The 22250-nt window shown below is 37.4% G+C and carries 19 protein-coding genes; 7 read left to right on the top strand and 12 right to left on the bottom strand.

What is annotated here, in order from left to right; all coding sequences use genetic code 11:
• Positions 1–17 precede the first annotated feature (17 nt).
• The 3 genes from AsFPU1_RS00320 to AsFPU1_RS00310 all read right to left on the bottom strand — a co-directional run bounded on the left by AsFPU1_RS00320 (position 18) and on the right by AsFPU1_RS00310 (position 4200).
• The gene (locus AsFPU1_RS00320) at positions 18–1130 is read right to left on the bottom strand and encodes a hypothetical protein (protein ID WP_124974272.1); all 1113 of its coding nucleotides are present in this window, start codon (positions 1128–1130) and stop codon (positions 18–20) included.
• A 110-nt stretch (positions 1131–1240) separates the two neighbouring features.
• On the bottom strand, positions 1241–2482 hold the full coding sequence (gene trpB, locus AsFPU1_RS00315; RefSeq protein ID WP_124974270.1) for a tryptophan synthase subunit beta: 1242 nt from the start codon (positions 2480–2482) through the stop codon (positions 1241–1243).
• A 320-nt stretch (positions 2483–2802) separates the two neighbouring features.
• On the bottom strand, positions 2803–4200 hold the full coding sequence (locus AsFPU1_RS00310; protein WP_124974268.1) for a TldD/PmbA family protein: 1398 nt from the start codon (positions 4198–4200) through the stop codon (positions 2803–2805).
• 260 nt (positions 4201–4460) lie between these two features.
• On the opposite strand from AsFPU1_RS00310, the gene AsFPU1_RS00305 reads away from it, so the two are divergent.
• The 3 genes from AsFPU1_RS00305 to AsFPU1_RS00295 all read left to right on the top strand — a co-directional run bounded on the left by AsFPU1_RS00305 (position 4461) and on the right by AsFPU1_RS00295 (position 7884).
• Positions 4461–6944: a dynamin family protein gene (locus AsFPU1_RS00305; protein WP_124974265.1), complete on the top strand. Its 2484-nt coding sequence runs from the start codon at positions 4461–4463 to the stop codon at positions 6942–6944.
• A 103-nt stretch (positions 6945–7047) separates the two neighbouring features.
• On the top strand, positions 7048–7422 hold the full coding sequence (locus tag AsFPU1_RS00300; protein WP_124974263.1) for a KGK domain-containing protein: 375 nt from the start codon (positions 7048–7050) through the stop codon (positions 7420–7422).
• Positions 7423–7641: 219 nt separating this feature from the next.
• Entirely contained in the window at positions 7642–7884 is a 243-nt protein-coding gene (locus tag AsFPU1_RS00295) for an HNH endonuclease (protein ID WP_124974261.1), read from the top strand.
• Positions 7885–8067: 183 nt separating this feature from the next.
• On the opposite strand, the gene AsFPU1_RS00290 is transcribed toward AsFPU1_RS00295, so the two are convergent.
• Positions 8068–9231 carry a DUF58 domain-containing protein gene (locus AsFPU1_RS00290; RefSeq protein WP_124974259.1) on the bottom strand — a complete coding sequence of 388 codons (1164 nt, stop codon included), beginning with the start codon at positions 9229–9231 and terminating at the stop codon, positions 8068–8070.
• Between the two features lie 55 nt (positions 9232–9286).
• On the bottom strand, positions 9287–9799 hold the full coding sequence (locus tag AsFPU1_RS00285; RefSeq protein ID WP_227873491.1) for a two pore domain potassium channel family protein: 513 nt from the start codon (positions 9797–9799) through the stop codon (positions 9287–9289).
• A gap of 149 nt (positions 9800–9948) precedes the next feature.
• On the opposite strand from AsFPU1_RS00285, the gene sbcD reads away from it, so the two are divergent.
• A complete protein-coding gene (gene sbcD, locus AsFPU1_RS00280; protein WP_124974257.1) occupies positions 9949–11211 on the top strand; it encodes an exonuclease subunit SbcD in 1263 nt (420 codons plus the stop codon).
• A gap of 812 nt (positions 11212–12023) precedes the next feature.
• Here the strand turns inward: sbcD and AsFPU1_RS00275 are convergent.
• Both AsFPU1_RS00275 and glmS read right to left on the bottom strand, forming a co-directional pair.
• Complete coding sequence (locus tag AsFPU1_RS00275; RefSeq protein WP_124974255.1) at positions 12024–12263, bottom strand: DUF2283 domain-containing protein; 240 nt, start codon at positions 12261–12263, stop codon at positions 12024–12026.
• 114 nt (positions 12264–12377) lie between these two features.
• Positions 12378–14264, bottom strand: a complete 1887-nt coding sequence (gene glmS / locus AsFPU1_RS00270) for a glutamine--fructose-6-phosphate transaminase (isomerizing) (protein WP_124974253.1) — start codon at positions 14262–14264, stop codon at positions 12378–12380.
• A gap of 343 nt (positions 14265–14607) precedes the next feature.
• On the opposite strand from glmS, the gene AsFPU1_RS00265 reads away from it, so the two are divergent.
• Positions 14608–15804 (top strand): NAD(P)/FAD-dependent oxidoreductase, encoded by a 1197-nt coding sequence (locus AsFPU1_RS00265; protein ID WP_124974251.1) that lies wholly within the window; start codon positions 14608–14610, stop codon positions 15802–15804.
• Positions 15805–15817: 13 nt separating this feature from the next.
• Positions 15818–16519 carry an HAD-IA family hydrolase gene (locus AsFPU1_RS00260; RefSeq protein ID WP_124974249.1) on the top strand — a complete coding sequence of 234 codons (702 nt, stop codon included), beginning with the start codon at positions 15818–15820 and terminating at the stop codon, positions 16517–16519.
• 170 nt (positions 16520–16689) lie between these two features.
• Here the strand turns inward: AsFPU1_RS00260 and AsFPU1_RS00255 are convergent, their stop codons facing one another.
• The 5 genes from AsFPU1_RS00255 to sufR form a co-directional block, all read right to left on the bottom strand.
• Positions 16690–18288: an Hsp70 family protein gene (locus tag AsFPU1_RS00255; protein ID WP_124974247.1), complete on the bottom strand. Its 1599-nt coding sequence runs from the start codon at positions 18286–18288 to the stop codon at positions 16690–16692.
• A gap of 86 nt (positions 18289–18374) precedes the next feature.
• The gene (locus tag AsFPU1_RS00250) at positions 18375–18572 is read right to left on the bottom strand and encodes a heavy-metal-associated domain-containing protein (protein WP_124974245.1); all 198 of its coding nucleotides are present in this window, start codon (positions 18570–18572) and stop codon (positions 18375–18377) included.
• Positions 18573–18673: 101 nt separating this feature from the next.
• A complete protein-coding gene (locus tag AsFPU1_RS00245) occupies positions 18674–19369 on the bottom strand; it encodes a Uma2 family endonuclease (RefSeq protein ID WP_124974242.1) in 696 nt (231 codons plus the stop codon).
• Between the two features lie 18 nt (positions 19370–19387).
• Positions 19388–19642, bottom strand: coding sequence for an NDH complex assembly factor CRR9 (locus AsFPU1_RS00240; RefSeq protein ID WP_124974239.1), 255 nt, complete (start codon positions 19640–19642; stop codon positions 19388–19390).
• A 183-nt stretch (positions 19643–19825) separates the two neighbouring features.
• Entirely contained in the window at positions 19826–20488 is a 663-nt protein-coding gene (gene sufR, locus AsFPU1_RS00235; RefSeq protein WP_124974236.1) for an iron-sulfur cluster biosynthesis transcriptional regulator SufR, read from the bottom strand.
• Between the two features lie 259 nt (positions 20489–20747).
• Here sufR and sufB point away from each other — a divergent pair, with 259 nt between their 5' ends.
• A complete protein-coding gene (sufB, locus tag AsFPU1_RS00230) occupies positions 20748–22190 on the top strand; it encodes a Fe-S cluster assembly protein SufB (protein ID WP_124974233.1) in 1443 nt (480 codons plus the stop codon).
• The last annotated feature ends 60 nt before the right edge of the window (positions 22191–22250 follow it).

Below are 22250 nucleotides of genomic sequence, written 5' to 3'. Positions count from 1 at the left end.
TTTAACGATAACTCAAATTAATTCCAGCCAACTAGCTTAATGTTAACATCTCCCCGTTTACGACCCCGCAGTTTAGGAATATTGCCGTCAAACTCTGCTTTTTGTCCTGATTGAAGAAGATAAGATTGACCTAACCCAATCTTAAAACTATCGATGACAACATTAGTGTTCTTATCTTCTACCTGTAATAACAGTTCTCCAACTTTAATCGTTGAATAACCATCATTACAAAGAATCCCACTAGCTCTAATATTAGAGCCAGTCTCTTTTTCTCCTAACACTACTTGACCTATATTTAAGGTAACAAGAATTAAATTCTTCACCTTACCAAACCCATTAGGGCCAGGTGGAGGTGTTGCTGCTTTGGGTGCTTGGGGTGCTTTGGGTGCTTGAGGTGCTGCACCAGTTTTAGGTTTAGGAGTAGCAGGAGCAGGAGGGGCCACAGGTTCTTCAGGTTCTTGTCCTACGAATCTAGGCACGTCTACCCCATATTGTTGCAAAATGACGTAAGGTTTAGGCACATTAGCATTAATTCCTTTAACTAATACTAACCCATTGGAGAGAACAGCACCCTTTGTTACCTGACGAGCTACCTTTTCTCCAGGAGCTTGAACAATAGCAACAGGTGTTCCACTGAGACTGAGTACCCCGGATACCACAACCCCTCTGGCCTCATTAGGAATAGGAGGGAGAGGAGGGGGAAGGGGAGGAGGTTCAACCGCTTGAGCAGCACCATCGGCTTGAGGGGGAGTACCATCGGCTTGAGCTACATTAGTCGGGGGTTGTGCTTCAACTTGACACAAGCGTTTGGGATCAACCACTCCATTAGTGGCAACCTTAGATTTAATTACAGGTTTAATGGCAATCACAGCAAAGGGGTTATCTCGTCCTGCCTGGACTTCCTGTTTGCGTTCATTAGGACTCGTAGAAGGAATTAAAGGATAGATAGCACCATTTGTAGACGGTATTTTTGGCTCAAATGCTTGCTTTTGGGGCGGTTTGATTGAAGAATCTGGAGGAGAGTTTTCCGGTACTGGTGGTTTTTCCTCTTCTGACTCTCCAAACAGTCCACATCCCCCTGAAGTGAAAGCCAAAAGGCTCACCAGTAGGATTAACTGTAGTTTTTTCATGATTTATTTAAGGACTCAAAACATAGTGAAAATACTACTCTACATATTAACTTGACTACCTAATTTGTAGGGTGGGCAATGCCCACCTTAACCATGTTTTACCCTATTTCTTATTCATTCCCCAAATATTTTGCCACCGTTTGTACATCTTTATCCCCCCGTCCTGAACAATTTATAATAATACGAGGACTTCCTTGTAATTGTGGACAAAGGGTTTCGAGATAAGCGATCGCATGAGAAGTTTCTAAGGCCGGAATAATGCCCTCTAATTGAGATAAACGTTGAAAAGCCGCGATCGCTTGTTCATCGGTAATACTATAATATTCGGCGCGATTATTATCTTTAAGATAACTATGTTCCGGGCCAACTCCAGGATAATCTAAACCCGCACTGATAGAATGAGCTTCAATGATTTGGCCTTCTTGATCTTGTAATAAATAACTCATGGCCCCATGTAATACCCCTGGACGACCTTGGGTTAAGGTGGCCGCGTGTTTACCGGAGACGATACTTTCTCCTGCTGCCTCTACCCCAATTAAACGTACTGAGGTATCGGGCAGAAACTCATAAAATAGTCCCATGGCATTAGAACCACCACCCACACAAGCGAGGAGAATATCGGGTAAACTGCCCCATTTTTCTAAACATTGAGAACGGGTTTCAACTCCAATCACCCGATGAAAATCCCGTACTATCATGGGATAGGGATGAGGGCCCGCCACAGATCCTAAAATATAGTGAGTCGTTTCTACATTCGTTACCCAATCTCGTATTGCTTCTGAAGTTGCATCTTTGAGGGTTCCGGTTCCTGCGGCCACGGGTTGAACGGTGGCCCCCAATAATTTCATGCGAAAAACATTTAATTTTTGTCGTTCAATGTCTTGAACTCCCATATAAATGACACATTTTAAGCCAAAACGAGCGCAAACCGTAGCCGTAGCGACTCCGTGTTGACCGGCCCCAGTTTCGGCGATAATACGTTGTTTACCCATGCGTTTTGCTAAAAGTACCTGTCCGAGGGCGTTATTAATTTTATGGGCCCCTGTATGGTTTAAATCTTCTCGTTTGAGGTAAATTTGCGCTCCAGTGCCATCAGGACGAGCATAATGGGTAGTAAGACGTTCGGCAAGGTATAAGGGGCTAGGCCGTCCTACATAATCGCGCAATAATCCGGTTAATTCTTGTTGAAAGTCGGAATCATTTTTATAACGATTATAAGCGGTTTCTAGTTCGCTTAGGGCGGGCATTAGGGTTTCTGGGACATATTTCCCGCCATAGCGACCAAAACGTCCTAATTCATCGGGATATTGGGTAGGGGTTGCGGATTTTGAGGTAATGGGTGTTGTGGTCATTGTTGTTTGAGTCTGATAAAAATAGCCTACTTTTTCGGATAATATTCCCGATTGATGGGATTTAAGATCATAGTAACGGTTTTTTCTGGCTGCTAGTGATAATAAGTTTAAGATTTTAGAAAGTATTTTAAATAAAGACAGTTCAGTTGGTTTTAGAGTTTAATTTACTTGAATTATTTGCTAAATTTTATATTATGAAATAACCGCAAAAAATATCAAAGTAGGGGTCAACGCATTTTAAAACGAGTGACAGTTTTACCGATATTCTGAGCGAATAATTCTTGAACTAAGGTGGGCATTGCCCACCCTACAATCATTGATTATTCGGTAGCTTCTCCCCCCACCATTACCTCTTTAATGCGTAAACTGGGGCCCCCACAACCAACAGGTAAACCACTTTGTCCACCTTTACCACAACCCCCTGATTCATCCCAATAAAAATCATCGCCGATCGCTTCAATATTTGCCAGAGTTTTAAACACATTGCCCGATAAAGTAACATCTCTGACTGGTTCAGAAATTTTCCCATCTCTGATCATCCAAGCTTCACCAGCACTAAAAGTAAACATCTCTCCATTGGTCATCCCCCCTAACCAATTTTTTGCATAAACCCCTTCTTTAATATCAACAAATAAATCCTCAACAGGAGTTTTTCCCCGTTCGATCCAAGTATTAGTCATTCTCACAATAGGAGGATAATGATAATTCAAACAACGGGCATTTCCTGTGGGTTTTTCTTCTAATTTTCCCGCCGTTTCACGAGAATGTAAACGTCCGACTAATACCCCATTTTCTATTAATTGAGTTGTCGTGGCCGCTACTCCTTCATCATCATAAAAATAACTGCCACGATGGCCTTGGGGGGCCGCCCCGTCAAAAATTTGTAGGTTATCTGGGCCAAACCGTCGTCCCATACTCATGACCTCTAATAAATCAGGATTTTCGTATAACATATCGGCTTCTGAGAGGTGGCCAAATGCCTCATGAACGAACAAACCTGTTAAAACGGGGTCGATCACCACTGTGTAGTTATTGCCCTTTACAGGGGGCAAAATTAGGGCATTGACGGCACGTTTAGCTGCTTCTTCTACCTGTTGTTCCCATTGGGTTAAATCTTCGTATCCGCGCCGAGATCCGGTGGTTTCTCGTCCGGTTTGCACGGTTTCCCCATTTCTGGCAGTTGCGGAAAAACGCATTTCTAGATCAGCCCAAGATTGTTCGATTAAAACGTCGTCTGAGGTTGCTAGGAGAATCTTTTGGGTACTATCACCATATCTTACCGAAGTAGTAGTGATTTTGTCGCTAACTTGACGTAGAATGTTATTATAATGGTCACATAGTGCCTTTTTTTGCGCCAGGGGAACCAAACGGGGATCGGTTCCGGTGAAGGGTAACTGACAGGTTATTTCAACGGGTTCAACTGGGGCCAGCAGGGTTTCGTCCTCTCCGACGAGTCGCGCTGCAATGATGGCTTCTTCTACTCGTTGGGAGAGGGTTGAGAGTTCATTGAAAGCAGCAAAACCCCATCCTCCTTTATAACACGCTCTGACTTGTCCGCCTTTAGAAATTCCTTCGCTGAGGGTTTCTATTTTGTCACCGCGCAACATAATATTTGTTCCTTCAGAGGTTTCTAGACGAATCGCTAGGAAATCCACGCGATCGCGGTAAAGTTTAATTAAGTCAGTTAGAATATTTTTATAGTTAGTAATATCAGTCATAATTGGCAATTAAGAGAATTAGGGTTTTACCGGATAAGTTATACTAAATTATCACAAATAATAAACTTTAACTCTAAAGAGTTAAGCTATATAAACAAAGGTTGCCTACGCAACCTATAATTTAGTCCGCGAAGGCGGACTTAGTTTTTATAGCATCAGGCTTTAGCCTGTTATTAATTTTTTTAAAGTTGGCAATGTTTGTTAATTTTTTTCTCAACTATGGGAATGCTAAAAGCAATAGTATTTTTGAGAGAAACTCCATGAATGAATCATTGCCTCAATGTCAACACTTGGCTACTCATGTTAACAGTTTACTCGACTTATTACAACAAGAACCCTCACTCCGTTCTCAACAGAATACCAGTGCGATCGAAGCATCTCTAAAAAAAGCTATTTCTCCTCAGTTTGAGATTGTTTTTGCCGGTGCATTTAGTGCAGGAAAATCCATGTTAATTAATGCTCTATTAGAGCGAGAATTATTATATAGTGCGGAAGGTCATGCTACAGGAACAGAATGTTATATTTATTATGCTGAACCTGCCGAAGAAAGAGTAGTCCTTACTTTTCTTAGTGAAGCACAAATTCAGGAACAAGCACAAGCACTTTGTCAACGTTTAAACATTGAATCATCGCCAACTATTAATCAGTCAGAAGTACGACAATTACTTCATAAATTATGTAACAAAATTATTGAACAAGAAGGGGGAGAAAGTAAATCTGAACGAGCAAAACAAGCAAAAGCATTAATTCTCTTATTAGAAGGATTTGAGCAAAATCAAACTCGAATTCATCCGAACAATACAGCTACCTATTCAATGGAACAATTTAACTTTTCTAATTTAGCAGAAGCTGCTAGTTATGCTCGTCGAGGTAGTAATAGTTCTGTCTTGAAAAAAGTAGAATATTATTGTCATCATGCTTTACTAAAAGATGGTAATGTTTTAGTAGATTTACCTGGAATTGATGCCCCAGTTAAAAAAGATGCTGAACTCGCTTATCAAAAAATTGAACATCCCGATACTTCTGCCGTTGTTTGTGTCTTAAAACCTGCTTCTGCTGGAGATATGTCAATAGAAGAAACCGAATTATTAGAAAAGATGCAAGGGAATTTAGGTATCCGCGATCGCGTCTTTTATGTATTTAATCGTATTGATCAAACTTGGTATGCACCTCAGTTACGTCAACGACTAGAAACTTTAATTCAAACTCAGTTTCGAGATAATTCGCGGATACATAAAACCAGTGGTTTATTAGGTTTTTATGGCAGTCAAATTAAACAGACAAATGGGGGGAACCGTTTCGGACTTGATACTCTATTTGCAGAGAGTGTTAAAAGTATGGGAGGGGAAGAAGAAACTCCTCAATTTGTCAGTGAATTTAATAATTATTGTGCTAATTCTGGTAAGTTAACCCGTACAGAATATAAAGTTTCCGTTCATGGATACCAAACCCCTAATGAAAATTATTTGCGTATTCTCAGTGAATGGGGAATGCCGCTAATTAACCAGTTAATTATTGATAGTGGTATTGAAGATTTTCGCAACGGAATTACTCGTTATTTAACGGAAGAAAAACGACCCCAATTATTTGCTACTCTAGCAGATGATTTACAACCTTTATGTATTAATTTACGTAAACATTATCTTGACAATTATCGAGATTTGGACAGTCAACCTCGTGAAATTGAAGCAATGAAAGCACAGGAGTTAACTCGTTTAAATAATGAGTTGCAAGAAGTGGGAATACAGTTTAAATGGTATCTCGAAAATGAAGTCAATGAAATCGTTGTCAATGGCGATCGCGCATTTGAGAATGACTTCCAAAAATTACAAGCAAGAATGGTCAGTCGTCTTGATGAATTATTAACCACTTTTTCAGTTGAAAATGCTCATCGTCTTGCTGCAATGAGTCATTCCCGTAATGCAACAGTTCCTTTAATTGCTATTTTAGTTGAGGCATTATATTACCTGGCTAATGAGTTAGAAGATGTTTTAGTAGAGGGGGTAAAAATTCTGATTAATTCTTTCTGTAAGCGATTGTTAGATCGAGTACGTCAAGGGGAATATTACCGAAAATTATACCGCTTATTAGGAAATGATGGGGGTATCGAAGCACAACTTAAAGAAGTTGAAATTAATCTCATTCATGCCTTAGTTAATGAAGCTAAAGTTGAATGCGATCGCTATGTACGAGAAAGTCCTCGTTTTTATGATGAAGGGACATTTTCTATCTATCAATTTCGTCAAACTTTACAACAAACTTCTCAAGGTTATGACTGTAGTAGTATAGTAAAAGCTGAACCGGCTATCCGTCAATTACTTAAGTTAGATTTTGATCCCAAAGTATCCACAACTATCCATCAAAATTTCCGTCATGCCATTAATCTAACTCTGAAAACTCATTTATTACCGATGGCGGATCAACAAGCTGATTATATTTTACAGCAGTACGATCAAGCCAGGGAATATTTGGGTCAAACTTTGGAACAGGAAGCACAAGAAAAAATTGCTCGTAATGTGAGGTTACAGGGGACAATTCAGGAAAAAATTAATGCTTATAATCAGGCGGTTGTAGCGATTAATGAATGTCTCAAAGGTATGCAGGTTTATGAGCGTCAGTTACCGTTAATTAGTGAGTTTGATTTGAAGGTTAAGGATAGTTTTGTTAAGGGTGAATTTGTTGATTATTCGATGAATAATGGCCATGCTTCTCATGTTGATGTTGAGGTGGTGAATATTGTTTAGGTGATAGGTTTGGGGTGGGTTATGGATAACATAATTCACCTTTTTCTCGCGCAAAGGCGCAAAGTCGCAAAGAAGAAACGCAAAGATTTTTAAGGAGATTATCATGAGTAATAATGAATATTTTGAGACTAATCAGTATTTGGATAATGATGATGATGTCATTGCTTTTTCTTTGAATTCTATGTATAAAACATCCAGATTTAAACAAGAATTTAAATCTTTTTTGTTAACTCACTTATGTCGGCAATTACTAGAATTTTTTGAAAAAAATGGAATCAAAGATACTTATCCTGAAAAGAAAAATGATTGGTTACAAGAAGGAAAAAGCTGTGAAATATTAAATGTTGGTTCTAACGGATGGAAAAAAGGAAAAATCAGACTAAAAATAACTTTAGAATTCATTCCTGATGAACCCGAAATAAATCAAATGGAGTCACCTTTAGATGATATTCGTCAAACCATGAATCAAAGTAATTAATAGTTTGTAGGGGTCAACAGGCATTTTGCCCGTCAGAGGCAAGATACCTGTTCCACAATTGTTTATAATTTATAATGTCATTGCGAGGGGGAATATTTACTAAATCTTGTTCATAGCTATCACCCCCCCCCCCCGAAGCAATCTCTACAATTCATAATTCATAATTCATAATTCATAATTCATAATTCATAATTCATAATTCATAATTCATAATTTTTTATGGCAAAAACTCCTAGAATACCTATCCCAAAATCTGTTAGAGATTATGTGTTTAAACGAGATAATTATCAATGTAAAAGCTGTGGTCAACATCAACAAGAAACCTGTTTAAACATTGATCATATTATCCCCTTAGCTAAAGGAGGAAGCAACAATATCAGTAACTTACAAACCCTTTGTCAAACCTGTAATCAACGCAAAAAACATTACATTGATCCCCGTTTTCGTCGCCATTTTACTTAATTGTATTCTATTTGAATTCTAATATATAGTGTTTCCATTTGAAACATAAATAATTGTGACACGCCGCATCTTGCCTGTGATATGCTAAAAATTGACACAGCTAATTTGGTGTATTATAATTAGGGTTTGTCGGGTTTCGTTCGTCAACCCAACCTACGAAATATAAGATGATGAGTCAACTATTCATCGTAAGGGTTTTTGTAATTGAATTTGTAACGGTTGTTCAGAATTAAATATTAAACCTTTCCCTGGAGAAGTAACTAATAAAGGAACGTCAGGATTAGAAATTTCAGGAAAGATTAACCAACGACTCCCTTTTGGTAAATTGTCTAAAGTTGCTCTATTTTCAGTTAACCAAATAATAGGTAAAGACGGTAAAACTAAATCTTTTGTTTCTTGTTCAGGTTCGACTTCTGCTAACGTTTCTAAGACAACACGGTTGCCTTGAATAACACCAGTATTAGCTGTCCACAATTTAACATTTAATTGGCTATAATTCGCATAAAAATATAAAGAAGCAGCAGCAATTACCGCCTGTTCAAAGTTATCATTATTGTGCCACAAAGAATTATTATCAAGACCGATCAAAAGATCTTCACCACCCGTAATAATTTCTAATTCTCTAACCTTAAATTCCTCAAAACGCGCACTGGTACGCCAATGAATCAGACGCATGGGATCACCATAACGATACGGACGTAAGGCTTTTGTGACCCCTTCCGTAGCTGCTTGATAGTTGCGATCGCTATATTTAGTATCACTATCTTCTTGGCCAATAGTATCAACTAAAGGACATTGAGTTAGGGGTAAAACTTGAGGATAAACAACCGCTTTGCTAGGGACTTCTTGAGAACGACGACACCAAAATAATCCTAATGGTGTACCTGTGCGTAATTCTACATCATGCCAACGATAAATGCCTCGTTTTTGGGTGGGAATATAATAAGTCCAAGGGTGTTCTTTTTGAGGTAGAATAACTTCTAAAGCGGTTTCTTGAGGGTTTCCTAAGACGTGGGGAATAAGATCACGAACTTGTAACAGAGTTTTAGGATTTTTTTCTCGGTTTTCAATTATTAATTCGATGGTAAGATCGTCTCCAGCACTGACAGGAGAAATGGGTAAACGACGTAGGGATAAATGATTTAGCGATCGCACAGGAAGCACTGCCCCTAATCCCAATAAAGCGACGATCACCCCACTCATAACATATAACCAACCGGCCATAGTATTAGTAGCTGCCCCAAAAAAACAAAGAGCAAGTCCAGCTAATAACCATCCACTATAAGCTGGGGTGGCCCAGTGATTTTCTAACAATTCGACTAAGGGAAAAGAAGGTTTTCTTGCCATAAGATTAATAAACTAATTGTAGCTTTTGGCGTTACTTTTTGTATAATAGCAAGAATCACAAATCATTCTTTTTAGGATTGACCTGTACTTGTTTAAGTAAGCCATACAATAGAGGAGATAGGACAACCCCCATAGCTAAAACAAAGATCAAACCACTAAAAAGGGCATAGAGAGACGCGAAAATCTTAGAACTGGTAGTAGGTAAGGAAGTCACTGGCCCCATGCCACTAAGGATCATAGAGGCTTCTACTGTGGCATCAACCCAATTCATTTTAGCAGTCCAATGATACCCTAAAACGCCAATAAGAAGTCCTAACAAAATAAAGAGTGCGGATAGACTTAAATAAGTCAAAAACTCTCGAACTATGTGACTTTTTTCGACGGAATGGTTAGTCAGCACTTTTTCGATTTCATGGGGAACATTCTCAGCTTTTGAACAAACGCTTCCCGCAGAGAGGGGGCAAACTTTGAGTAAACTTACGTTAATCTGTTGTTGAGGGGCCGTAGTGATTTGCGGTTCCCTGTCTGACGTTCTTTGAAGTATCTTTAACTTAGGGTACGATTTCAAGGGAATACCTCACCTATTTGAGTCATCCTATGGGGTGAATTGAATTAATAATTAAGTCAATCATCTCAATTGTATCCTAATTTGTCTCCTATTTTTCTTTCTCTTTTAACTTATGTCAGGAAAACTATATTTTTACCCCTCAACAGATTATGATTAAAGTTCTACATTTTTCTGATATTCATTTAGGTAGTGGGTTTTCTCATGGTAAAATTAATCCTAAAACGGGTTTAAATACTCGTTTAGAAGATTTTATTCAGTCCTTAACTTTATGTATTAATCGAGCAATTAATGATGAAGTCGATCTAGTTTTATTTGGGGGAGATGCTTTTCCTGATGCCACACCACCTCCCTACATTCATGAGGCTTTTGCTTCTCAATTTTGTCGTTTAGTAGAGGCTAATATTCCTGCTATTTTATTAGTGGGAAATCATGATCAACATTCTCAAGGAAATGGGGGGGCAAGTTTATGTATTTATCGCACTTTAGCGGTTCCCGGTTTTAAGGTTGGTGATAACATTAAAACTCATACTATTTCTACTAAAAATGGAGAGATTCAGGTTATAACTTTACCTTGGCTAACTCGTTCTACTTTGTTAACTCGTCCTCAAACGGAAGGGTTATCCTTAGAAAAGATCAGCGAGTTATTAATTGAAAAACTTGGAGCAGTTTTAGAGGGAGAAATTCGTCAATTAAATCCTAATTTACCGACTATTTTATTAGGTCATTTAATGGTTAATAGAGCGAGGTTTGGGGCAGAACAATTTTTGGCTGTTGGTAAGGGTTTTACTATTCCTATTTCTTTATTAATTCGCTCTGAATTTGATTATGTTGCTTTAGGTCATGTACATAAACATCAAAATCTTAATCCTGATAATAATCCCCCTATTATTTATCCTGGAAGTATTGAAAGGGTTGATTTTAGTGAAGAAAAAGAAGATAAAGGTTATGTATTTTTAGAAATTGAAAAAGGGAGAGTTGATTGGAAATTTTGTCCTTTACCTGCTCGTTTATTTTGTACAATTAATGTGGATGTTTCAGAACAAGAAGATCCTCACAAAGTTATTATCAAGGCGATTGAGAAAAAGCCGATTAAAGATGCAGTAGTCAGACTAATTTATCAAATTCGTTCGGAACAATTAGAATTATTAAATATGGGAGAAATTCATCAAGCTTTAAGTTCTGCACATAGTTATAGTATCAAATCGGAATTAATTAGTCAATTATCCCGTCTTCGTTTACCGGAGTTAGGGGTAGGAAAAAGTTTAGATCCCTTAGAAGCGTTGAAAACTTATCTTGAGAATAAAGAACATCTGAGGGATATAGTTAATGATATGTTAGAAGCGGCTCAATTATTGTTAAATCGGGAAGAATATGACCAAGAATTAGAAGTATTACAAGAGGAATTATTTTAACTTTTCCTAACCGCGATCGCTATCTTAACTTCAGTATTTTTGAGGGAAATTTTGCTTGACTAGATTGACTTGACATGATATTATATAGATAATGGAAAATGTGTGCGCCTGTAAGGTGCTGTCAGAAAACAAAAATAACGACAATTAAAACAATAAATTATCAACGCCACGCTATGGCTAAATCAGAGAATAAATGTAGGGGCATGGCAACATTAATCTTATGGTAATTTTCACAGATTGTTAATGCCATGCCCCTACAGGGTTAAATTTGGTACAATTTTGTAGGGGCTTAATGGTATTAAGCCCAATCCCAAATAACTAATTTTGTTCAAGAATATCTAAGGCTTGACGAGCCGTTATGATGAAAATATCCTCAACAACGCTCATTTTTAGTAAATCCGATCTATTACCAGTCACAAGATAATTAAGCTGTTGTGCATTTAAACTGCTTATTGGTTAAATTGAAGGAAATAGCTACAACTCTCTTTCTTTTTGCCTTTTGCCTTTTGCCTTGCTAATACGCATTTTAAATGCGTATTAGCTTAGCCTTCCCCGCGATCGCTATCTTAACTTCAGTATTTTTGAGGGAAATTTTGCTTGACTAGGTTGACTTGACATGATATTATATAGATAATGGAAAATGTGTGCGCCTGTAAGGTGCTGTCAGAAAACAGAAATAACGACAATTAAAACAATAGATTATCAACGCCACGCCATGGCCAAATTAGAGAATATAATGTAGGGGCATGGCAATGATAACCTGTTGATAAAAGCAAAATTTTCAAAATGCCATTGATCTTGATCAAAAATACTTATCTAATTTTACTAACATTGAGAATACTTAACCCAATAATTTCATCTCCTTGATAACGAATAATAATATCATCATCAGTTAATTCACTATCATCAGCAGGTAAAGAAGGTTGATGAAAATTGATGTAAATGACATCTGCTTCAGCATCATAAGCTGTCCAGAAATCTTGTTTAGGAAGATAATTAACAACTTTAGCAAGCTGTAGATAAGATTTTATATCAATACTGGTTACGGCCATAATTGTGTTCTCTTTGCTAATGAACGAATACGACGGGTTAAATAAGCAGTTATAATAAATCCATCATTTAGACTAGGAGTATTAACAATAGCAATACTCCTAAGACTATAAATGCTATTCCACTGTAACACTCTTAGCTAAATTGCGAGGTTGATCCACATCTAAACCTCGACGGGCAGCAATATGATAAGCTAATAATTGTAAGGGAATCACCGCAATAATAGGAGATAATAATTCCTCCACATGGGGAACAAATAACAAATCATCAAAAGTTGAACGCGCTTCTGTATCATCAATAGGTGTTACTCCAATTAAACGTGCATCCCGCGCTTTTGCTTCTTGAGCATTGGATAATACTTTATCATGAACTACTCCAGGCATAGCGATCGCAACTACCGGAACCTTAGCATCTAATAAAGCAATAGGGCCATGTTTCATCTCACCTGCGGGATAGCCTTCTGCATGAATATAACTGATTTCTTTTAATTTTAAAGCCCCTTCTAAAGCAATAGGAAAATTAATTCCTCGTCCCAAGAAAATAAAGTCTTGAGTCTCCATAAAATCATGGGCCAATTCTTCAATTTGTGTCCCTTGTTTTTCGAGAATCAATTCAATTTGACCCGGTAATTGTCCTAACCCTTTAATTAACCCTTCAATTTTATCTAAACTTAAATGACGACGACGATAAGCTAATTCTAAGGCTAGGAAATAAAAGCCCATTAATTGTGCAGTAAAACTCTTAGTTGCAGCGACTCCTATTTCTATCCCCGCTTGAGTATTAATAATGCGGTCTACCATGTGAGCGAGGGTACTTTCAGGACGGTTAGTAATGCCTAAAATTCGCGCATCATAAGGAAATTCTAACCCCATTCTTCGCTGTTTTTCCATCTCCAACGCCGCCAAAGTATCCGCCGTTTCCCCTGACTGTGTTACCCCAATTGTTAAAGTATTAGCTAACATAGGAGAAGGAGAATAACGAAACTCTGAAGCATATTGTACCATCGTAGGAATTCCCGCCACTTGTTCGAGTAAATATTTCCCCACCATGCTGGCATTCCAACTGGTTCCACAGGCTACAATTTGAATATAGTCCACATTATCGCATAATTCAGAGGCTAAGCCTAAATCAATGGGACTGCTATCACTATTTGTCTGAGGATGCCAATTTGCTTGTACATAGGTTTCTAAACAGCTTCGTACTACTGAGGGCTGCTCATAAATTTCTTTGAGCATGAAGTGACGAAAGCCTTGTTTTTCAACGGTCGTCAGATTCCAATCTAAGGTACGAGGAAGCTTTCTTAATCGTTTTAGATCAAAATCGTAAACTTCTACGCCAAGGGGGGTTAAACGAGCAATTTCCCCATTCTCCAAGGACAAAACCGCATGGGTATGAGACACAACCGCCGTGACATCAGAAGCACAGAAGAATTCCCCCTGTCCAAACCCAATAATTAAGGGAGCTTGATTTCGGGCTACAATAATTTCATCTGGGTAGTCTGCACAAATTACCGCGATCGCAAAGGCCCCATTAAGACGATGAATGGCTTTTTGCATAGCTTGTAAGAAGTCGTCATATTGAGGGTTTTGCGGCAGTAAATGGGCAATTAGATGGGGAATGACTTCTGTATCGGTTTCTGAGACAAATTGATACCCTTTATCGCTTAATTCTTCCCGTAATTCCTGATAATTTTCAATAATTCCATTTTGTACTACGGCTATCCGTCCCCCTGCATCCATATGGGGATGGGCATTATGTTCTTCCGGTTTGCCATGGGTGGCCCAACGAGTATGGCCAATACCAATTTGAGAAGGGTTAACTTCCCGTTCTAATTTTTCCCGTAGGTTGTGGAGTTTGCCTTTGGCCCGGGTACATTCAATTTTGCCTTCTAAAACCGTCGCAATTCCGGCTGAGTCATATCCTCGATATTCTAACCTTTCTAAGCCACCGATTAAAATATCCGTTGCAGTTTGAGTTCCGATATAGCCAACAATTCCACACATAAGCTTAATTTAGAAATTTATTAATTTTATTGATTATCATTGATTCGGTTGAGTATAACCATTTATTTGAGAAATTGATAGGGGTCAACGGCCGTTGACCCCTAAACCACACCAGACGCAAGAAATCGATTTTGTGTTTCGGATCAAGATTAACTCAATTATTGAATAATTCTAAAGTATGTTGTAATTTTATTGATTTTTGTGTCATGATGTATGACAACCATTTTGACCTCCACGGGAATTAACCCGTGGTTTTTCTGTCTGTGTCCCCAGTCCATATCCTGACCTAACTGGCTCAACATTGTTAAGATATATATAGTCAAAATAGGGCGATTAACCCGATATGAATGAGCAACCGTTACGCATCTGCATTCTTGGTGGAGGGTTTGGGGGACTGTATACCGCTTTACGTCTGAGTCAGTTTCCTTGGGATAATCAACAATGTCCTGAAATTGTACTGATTGATAAGAGCGATCGCTTCTTATTTACACCCCTTCTCTATGAATTAATCACTGAGGAGATGCAAACATGGGAAATTGCACCTCCTTTTGAAGAAATTTTAGCTGATACAGGTATTCGCTTTCATCAAGGCTGTGTCACCGGAATTGATATTGAACATCAACAGGTCAAATTGCAAGACCACCATAGTTTACACTACGATAAATTAGTCATTGCTATGGGCGGTATTACCCCTCTAGACATGGTTACAGGGGCAAAAGATTATGCTATCCCATTTCGTACCTTAGCTGACGCTTATGGTATCAAAGAAAGGTTACGCTTACTTGAAAGGTCTCATGCTGAAAAGATTCGCGTCGCCGTAGTCGGAGGCGGTTATAGTGGGGTAGAATTGGCTTGTAAACTGGCGGCTCGTCTGGGAGATAAAGGACGTATCCGATTGGTAGAACGGGGAGAAACACTTTTAAAGAATGCCTCTGAATTTAATCGAAATACAAGTCATACAGCCTTAGAAAAACGGCGAATTTGGCTTGATTTAGAAACAGAAGTCACAGAAATTACATCTGATAGTCTTTCTTTATCTTATAAAGGTCAAATAGACACAATTCCCGTAGATTTAGTCTTGTGGACTGTGGGAAATCAATTATCAGAATGGGTCAAAAATTTACCCTTTAATCATAATCCTCAAGGTTTATTAAAGGTTTCTCCTCACCTGCAAGTAGTGGATCATTCTGATATTTATGCTCTTGGTGATATAATAGAGTGTCAAGATGAGACAGGAAAACCCATTCCCGCAACGGCTCAAGCAGCATTTCAACAGTCTGATTATTGTGCCTGGAATATTTGGGCTTCTCTTACTCATCGTCCCTTATTACCTTTCCGTTATCAAGCTTTAGGAGAAATGATGGCATTAGGAGTAGAAGATGCCAGCTTAAGCGGTTTAGGTTTAAAATTAGACGGAAATTTGGCTTATATGGCGCGACGATTAATTTATCTTTATCGTCTTCCTACTTTGAAACATCAAGTCAATGTAGGATTAAATTGGGTGACTCAACCTCTTGTAAAATGGTTATTGGACAAGTAACAATTTATGAGCAATGCAACAACCTAACGTCATTTTTTTTGATGCTGTCGGGACTTTATTCGGCGTTCGAGGGACAGTGGGGGAAATTTACAGCACCATTGCCTCTGAAATGGGCGTAGAAATCTCTGCTGAAGCCTTGGATTTGGCTTTTTTCAAAAGTTTTAAAATGGCCTCTCCCTTGGCGTTTTCTGAAGTATATTCAATGAAAATTCCTGAGTTAGAATATCAATGGTGGTATAGTCTAGCTAAAACGACTTTTGCACAAGTAGAGGCCTTAGAAAAGTTTAGTGATTTTGATGTTTTTTTTAGACAACTTTATGAGTATTTTGCCACTGCAAATCCTTGGTTTCTCTATGATGATGTCATTCCAGTTTTAAAATATTGGCAAAGTAAAGAGGTTGAATTAGGGATTATTTCTAATTTTGATAGTCGTATTTATGAGGTTTTAGGTTTATTTGGTTTGACAGATTTTTTTAGTAGTATTACCATTTCTTCCATGACTGGTTCAGCTAAACCTGATAGTAGAATTTTTGATGTAGCTTTAGATAAATATAATTGTCATCCTCATCAAGCTTGGCATATTGGGGATAGTCAAAAAGAAGATTATGATGCAGCAAAAACTGTTGGACTTCAAGCATTTTTATTAGATAGAAATGTCAATAAATCAACCTCATTTGACATCATTAATACGATGAATACTCTCATCTTAATTTAATGTAGGGACATGGCACTAGAAAATTTTATCTTGAAATCTTTAACTTATTATTGCCATGTCCCTAATATCTTTTTATTTTACTAGAAAAATAGGCTCTCCCGACATCTTGGTAGAAAATGTATGTCCAAGTTACACTGTTTAACATGGTGGGTTACGACGCGCCCTAAATCTTAACTTAATTGAGCAACAATTTGATTATTAGTCAACCGATTTTGAGTTAATAAATCTTCCACATTGATTCTTAAAAATCGTTGTTCATCTACCCAAAATTGTAACTTAATTCTATCACTTCCGGGAGAACCAATGGGATCTAATTGAGCAATATTTCTGCCCCCATCTCTATCATTTAAAGCTTGTACATTAGTTTCCCCATTTCCCCTAGAACGAGTCACCAAGCGATCGCCCTCAAAATAGACTTCTGTTCCTCCTATTTCTGCTCCTAATTCCCCTATAATTAATTCTATACTGGGTTGATTTTCTATGGATGCTCCTAACTTGATTTCTATGGGTTTATTCATAGGATAAGATTGTCCTGATTTAATGATAGGATGCCAATCATGACAGTTTTTTCGACGGTTCCAATATCTTATACCATAACTATGATATAAGAAGTCTTTAACCTCAAATCCTTGAGCTAATTGTAACGCTCCTTGGGCAATAGCTTCAAAAGGGCGATCACATTTAATTTTTGACTCATCAAAATATTGTTTAACCCAGGTTTGTACTGCTGGTATTTTTACTGTTCCTCCCACTAATAAAACTTTATTAATATCCGTTTTTTCGATGCCATTTCGTCTTGCTTGTTGCAAAACTTGGGACATTAACTCATCTAATTGAGCAAAAAATTGTTGTTCTTTTAAAATCGTTTCAAATTGTTCTCTATTCAAGACTAATTCATAACTATCTAAAGTTTCATCATTAAAATGTACTTCTTGTGCCTCAGTTTGGGAAGATAATTTAATTTTTAGTCTTTCTGCTAACCGTAAAGTTAAAGAAGATTTAGATAAATTTTGTGTTTTAGAGAAATAATTAATTAACCAATCATCAATATCTGAACCTCCTAAATTCATTCCTGCTTTAGCTAAAACACGCGCTAATCTTACTTTTTGACTAGCACTTTCACCTAATAATTTTTGTCCCCATTTTAAAATAAAACCTTGATTTTCTTCTTTATTTTTAGCGTCTAATTGAACTAAAGATAAATCAAGCGTTCCTCCCCCAAAGTCCACAACTAATAATAAATCTTCTTCAGTTGTTCCATAACCTAATGCAGCAGCAGTCGGTTCATCTAAGAGTCTAATTTGTTCAATTTCCCAACCTTGACAAACTTGACTTAACCAATGACGATAATTTTCAAAACTATCGACAGGAACCGTTAAAACTAAAGACTCTAATGGTTTAACACTTTGATTATGTAATTGTTGAATTAAGGTATTTAAAAACCATTCGCCCACTTGTTCAAAGGTAATAATTGTTTGATCAAGTTCGGGTAAAAATCCTTGAATTTTTGCTCCAATTCCTCGCTTAAAACTACGAAAAAAACGCGGATTATTTGATAAATCTAAGCCGCAATCGCGTACTTTTTGACCTACTAATACTTGAGCTTGACTAGCATTTTCTACATAAAGTAAACTAGGAATTAAAGGAGGATTATTTCCCAATTGTTGACAAATTCCTGATAGTTTAATGGTTTCGGGTTGTTGTGTAACCGCATTCCATCGAGTAATTACTGTGTTGCTTGTACCAAAATCAATTGCGTAGGATACCATAGATTAAATATGATGATAGATAATAAATAGAACTGACATAGATACATCTTCTGTAGGGGCTTAATATCATTAAGCCCTCAGAATAATTATACTTCAACTGTATGGCCAGCCCCGGTAATAATTTCCTTAATTGTATCTTCAGAAGCGTCTGTTTCAACGGTGACAATTTTTGCCTCAACATCAATGGAAATTTTGGCTTCTGGTTTTTGCCCTTCAATAGCTTTAGTGATAGTATTAGCACAAGCACCACAGGCAATACTAGGAACTTTTAATGTAATGGTCATAAGGCATTCCTTTCAATTATTTTCTTACTTTTAATTGTAGCTTAAGGATTTTATTTAATGATTAAGATTTTGTATAAGCTCAAATATAATATATTTTATTATTAAATTTCATCAGGATTAATTCCTAATTCTCGTAATTTTGTCGCTAATTTTTCAGCCCGTTGATGTTCCTCTTGAACCTTCAAACGTTCTTTAATCAGTTCTAATTCAGATTCTTGTAAGCGTTGAGCTATTTCTACATAAGATTGAAAAGGTTTATCATCAGGATAATACAATCGTAATTCGCCTGAACCTATTTCAAACCGAATTCCTAAACGGGGACTAATCCAATTATCTATGTTTTCAATGTTTTCTAATCTATTATCAATGCGTTGTAACCCATTCAAATCATTTTTAGGAGGATCATAAATATAATATTCTTCTACTCCATATCTATCATAAAATAATAATTTTTTAGTCATTTCTGTTTGAGTATTACCCGGAGAAAGAATCTCAAAAACCACTTGAGGTGCGATATTTTCTTCTTTCCACTGTTGATAAGAACCTCGATCACCTTTCGGTCTACCAAAGACTATCATAACATCAGGAGCTTGTCTTAACTTATTATTCCCTTCAAGGGGATACCATAACAAATCTCCAGCAATAAAAATATTTCCATCATTGGCAAATAACCAATCTAAATTATACTTAATGGTTGTAATCCAACGAAATTGAATTGTATTATCTGACATTGGTTTACCGTCACTATCAGGATAAGTAATCTCGGATTTTGATCTATTTTTAAGTTGATCAATCATGGTTCATCTTTCCTCTTATTACCATTTTAAAACGGAAGCATCTTCGCCTTGTTCTCGTCTAATTTTGCCATCTTTCTCAAACCATTCAATAACTTGTTGATGACTTAATTCTTCCATAGAAACTCCTACATCTTGAGCAATTATAGTTAATAGTCTCAAAGAAGAAATCGTTAAACGGGTTAAGAATTTTTCTGGTGCAGTTAATAAGGCTTTATCTACATCAGCAGATTCTTCAAGGGTTAGAAATTGAGCAGGTGATTGAGGTTGATTCATCTTAATCTATGCGTAAATTATAGATAGGGTAACAGTGTGTATCTTGAAGAAGACGGGAAAAAGAGCCTAGAATCATGAATCATAATTCATAATTCATAATTCATAATTCATAATTCATAATTCATAATTCATAATTCATAATTCATAATTCATAATTCATAATTCATAATTCATAATTCATAATTAATTATTTTTAACTTGTATTAAATACCCACAATTATGTTCTCCTTGATTAATCCAATTAATCCGTTCTATGGTACAATCAGGCAAAATTGCGGCAAACATTTCTAAATCATGACCGCAAACCGTAGGATAAGACTCCGCAACTTCAGAGATAGCACAATGATGTTCAGCCAGGATATAACCACCCCTTTGACCATTTGACTCATTTTTGCCATTAACAGGGTGTAATTCAGCCATATAACCTTCTTCTTGTCGCAGTTTAACCAACCTCTCCACCCTTTCTTTTAATGACCCTTCGCCGATACGATGGCGATATTCATCCGCTTTTCGTTCCCATTGCTTGCGTAACACCTCTTTAACCTGGGTTTCTCCGACGGTTTCCGTCAGGGTATGCAAGAAAGACACCGCAAACTCTCCATAGCGGTTAGGAAAGCGATCGCGTCCCCGTTTACTGAGATAATATTTATACTGGGGTCGTCCTAACCCTCCTTGTATGGCCCGATGTTCTATTAAGCCTTCCTCCTCCAAATCTTTTAAATGACGGCGGGTTGCTTGAGGAGTGATATCGAAAGTATCAGCTAATGCTTGAGCGGTAGCTTGACCTTGTTTGAGTAAATGTTGCAAAATATCTTCTTTGGTAGAAGGAGGCTGCATAATAGTCATTTTTAAACTCATATTCCGAAAATATTAATGGTTTAGGAGAAAAGTTCCCTAAGATTTTAGATGAATGTCACTTTGACAACAATAAGCTTGTTAATCTATTGTAGGATAGAATTAAGAAACAAAAATGTTGTTTTATTAATCTCTGTCCTGGAGACATCTACCTTGTGGGGTTGACTGCTTGTCACCTGCCATCTTTGAATTATTTGATTCTCCCGTGTTTGGGAGAGACGTTACACGGAAATGGAGAACACAAAATCTAATGAGTGCAACAACGGTCAAAAACCTAGTCAACCAACCCTATAAATACGGCTTTGTTACTGACATTGAAGCTGATACTATTCCTCGCGGTTTAAATGAAGACGTTATCCGTCTTATTTCTGCGAAGAAAAATGAACCAGAGTTTATGCTTGAGTTTCGTCTCAAAGCCTATAAGCAATGGCAGAAAATGACAGAACCCACTTGGCCCCATGTCACTTATCCAACAATTGACTATCAAAATATTATCTACTATTCTGCCCCCAAACAAAAGAAGGAAAAACTCAAAAATTTGGATGAAGTTGACCCTACTTTATTAGAAACATTTGAAAAGTTAGGTATTTCTTTATCGGAACAAAAACGCCTTAGTAATGTAGCCGTAGATGCTATTTTCGATAGTGTGTCCGTGGCCACAACTTTTAAAGAGAAATTAGCAGAATCTGGAGTTATTTTTTGTCCCATTTCTGAAGCACTACAAGAACATCCTGAGTTAATCAAAAAATATCTCGGTAGCGTCGTTCCTGTTAATGATAATTTCTTCTCTGCTCTCAATGCTGCTGTGTTTACTGATGGGTCTTTTGTCTTTATTCCTAAAGGGGTAAAATGTCCCATGGAATTGTCTACTTATTTTCGCATTAATAATGGCGATACGGGACAGTTTGAACGGACTTTAATTGTGGCCGAAGAAGGTGCATCCGTTAGCTATTTAGAAGGCTGTACAGCCCCTATGTATGATAGTAATCAACTTCATGCGGCAGTTGTAGAATTAGTGGCGTTAGATAATGCGGATATTAAATATTCTACGGTGCAAAATTGGTACGCTGGCGATGAAAATGGTAAAGGCGGAATTTACAACTTTGTGACGAAACGTGGCCTATGTAAAGGGGTTAACTCTAAGATTTCTTGGACTCAGGTAGAAACGGGTTCTGCTATTACTTGGAAGTATCCTAGTTGTGTGTTGGTAGGAGATAATTCTGTTGGAGAATTTTACTCTATTGCTTTAACGAATCATAAGCAGCAAGCTGACACCGGAACTAAAATGATTCATATTGGCAAAAATACCAAAAGTACCATTATTTCTAAAGGAATTTCTGCCGGAAATTCTAAGAATAGTTATCGCGGTTTAGTGAAAATCGGCCCGAAAGCAACGGGGGCGAGAAATTATTCTCAATGTGATTCTATGTTAATTGGGGATAATGCAGAGGCGAATACATTTCCTTACATTCAGGTAGATAATAACACATCAAAAGTTGAACATGAAGCCTCGACTTCTAAAATAGGGGAAGACCAACTTTTCTATTTTGCTCAACGGGGTATTTCTGAAGAAGATGCTGTCTCGATGTTAGTCAGTGGTTTCTGTAAAGATGTCTTGAGTGAGTTGCCGATGGAATTTGCATCCGAAGCTGATAAGTTATTAAGTCTCAAATTAGAGGGAACTGTGGGATAAACAGTTATCAGTGACCAGTTATCAGTGATCAGTTTTGAGAGAGGATAACTGGTATTTGTC

This window comes from Aphanothece sacrum FPU1 (assembly GCF_003864295.1).
In the GTDB taxonomy this organism is placed as follows: Bacteria; Cyanobacteriota; Cyanobacteriia; order Cyanobacteriales; family Microcystaceae; genus Aphanothece_B; species Aphanothece_B sacrum.
The sequence above is the reverse complement of the archived record's forward strand: the minus strand, read 5'-3'. Positions and strand labels throughout refer to the sequence as shown.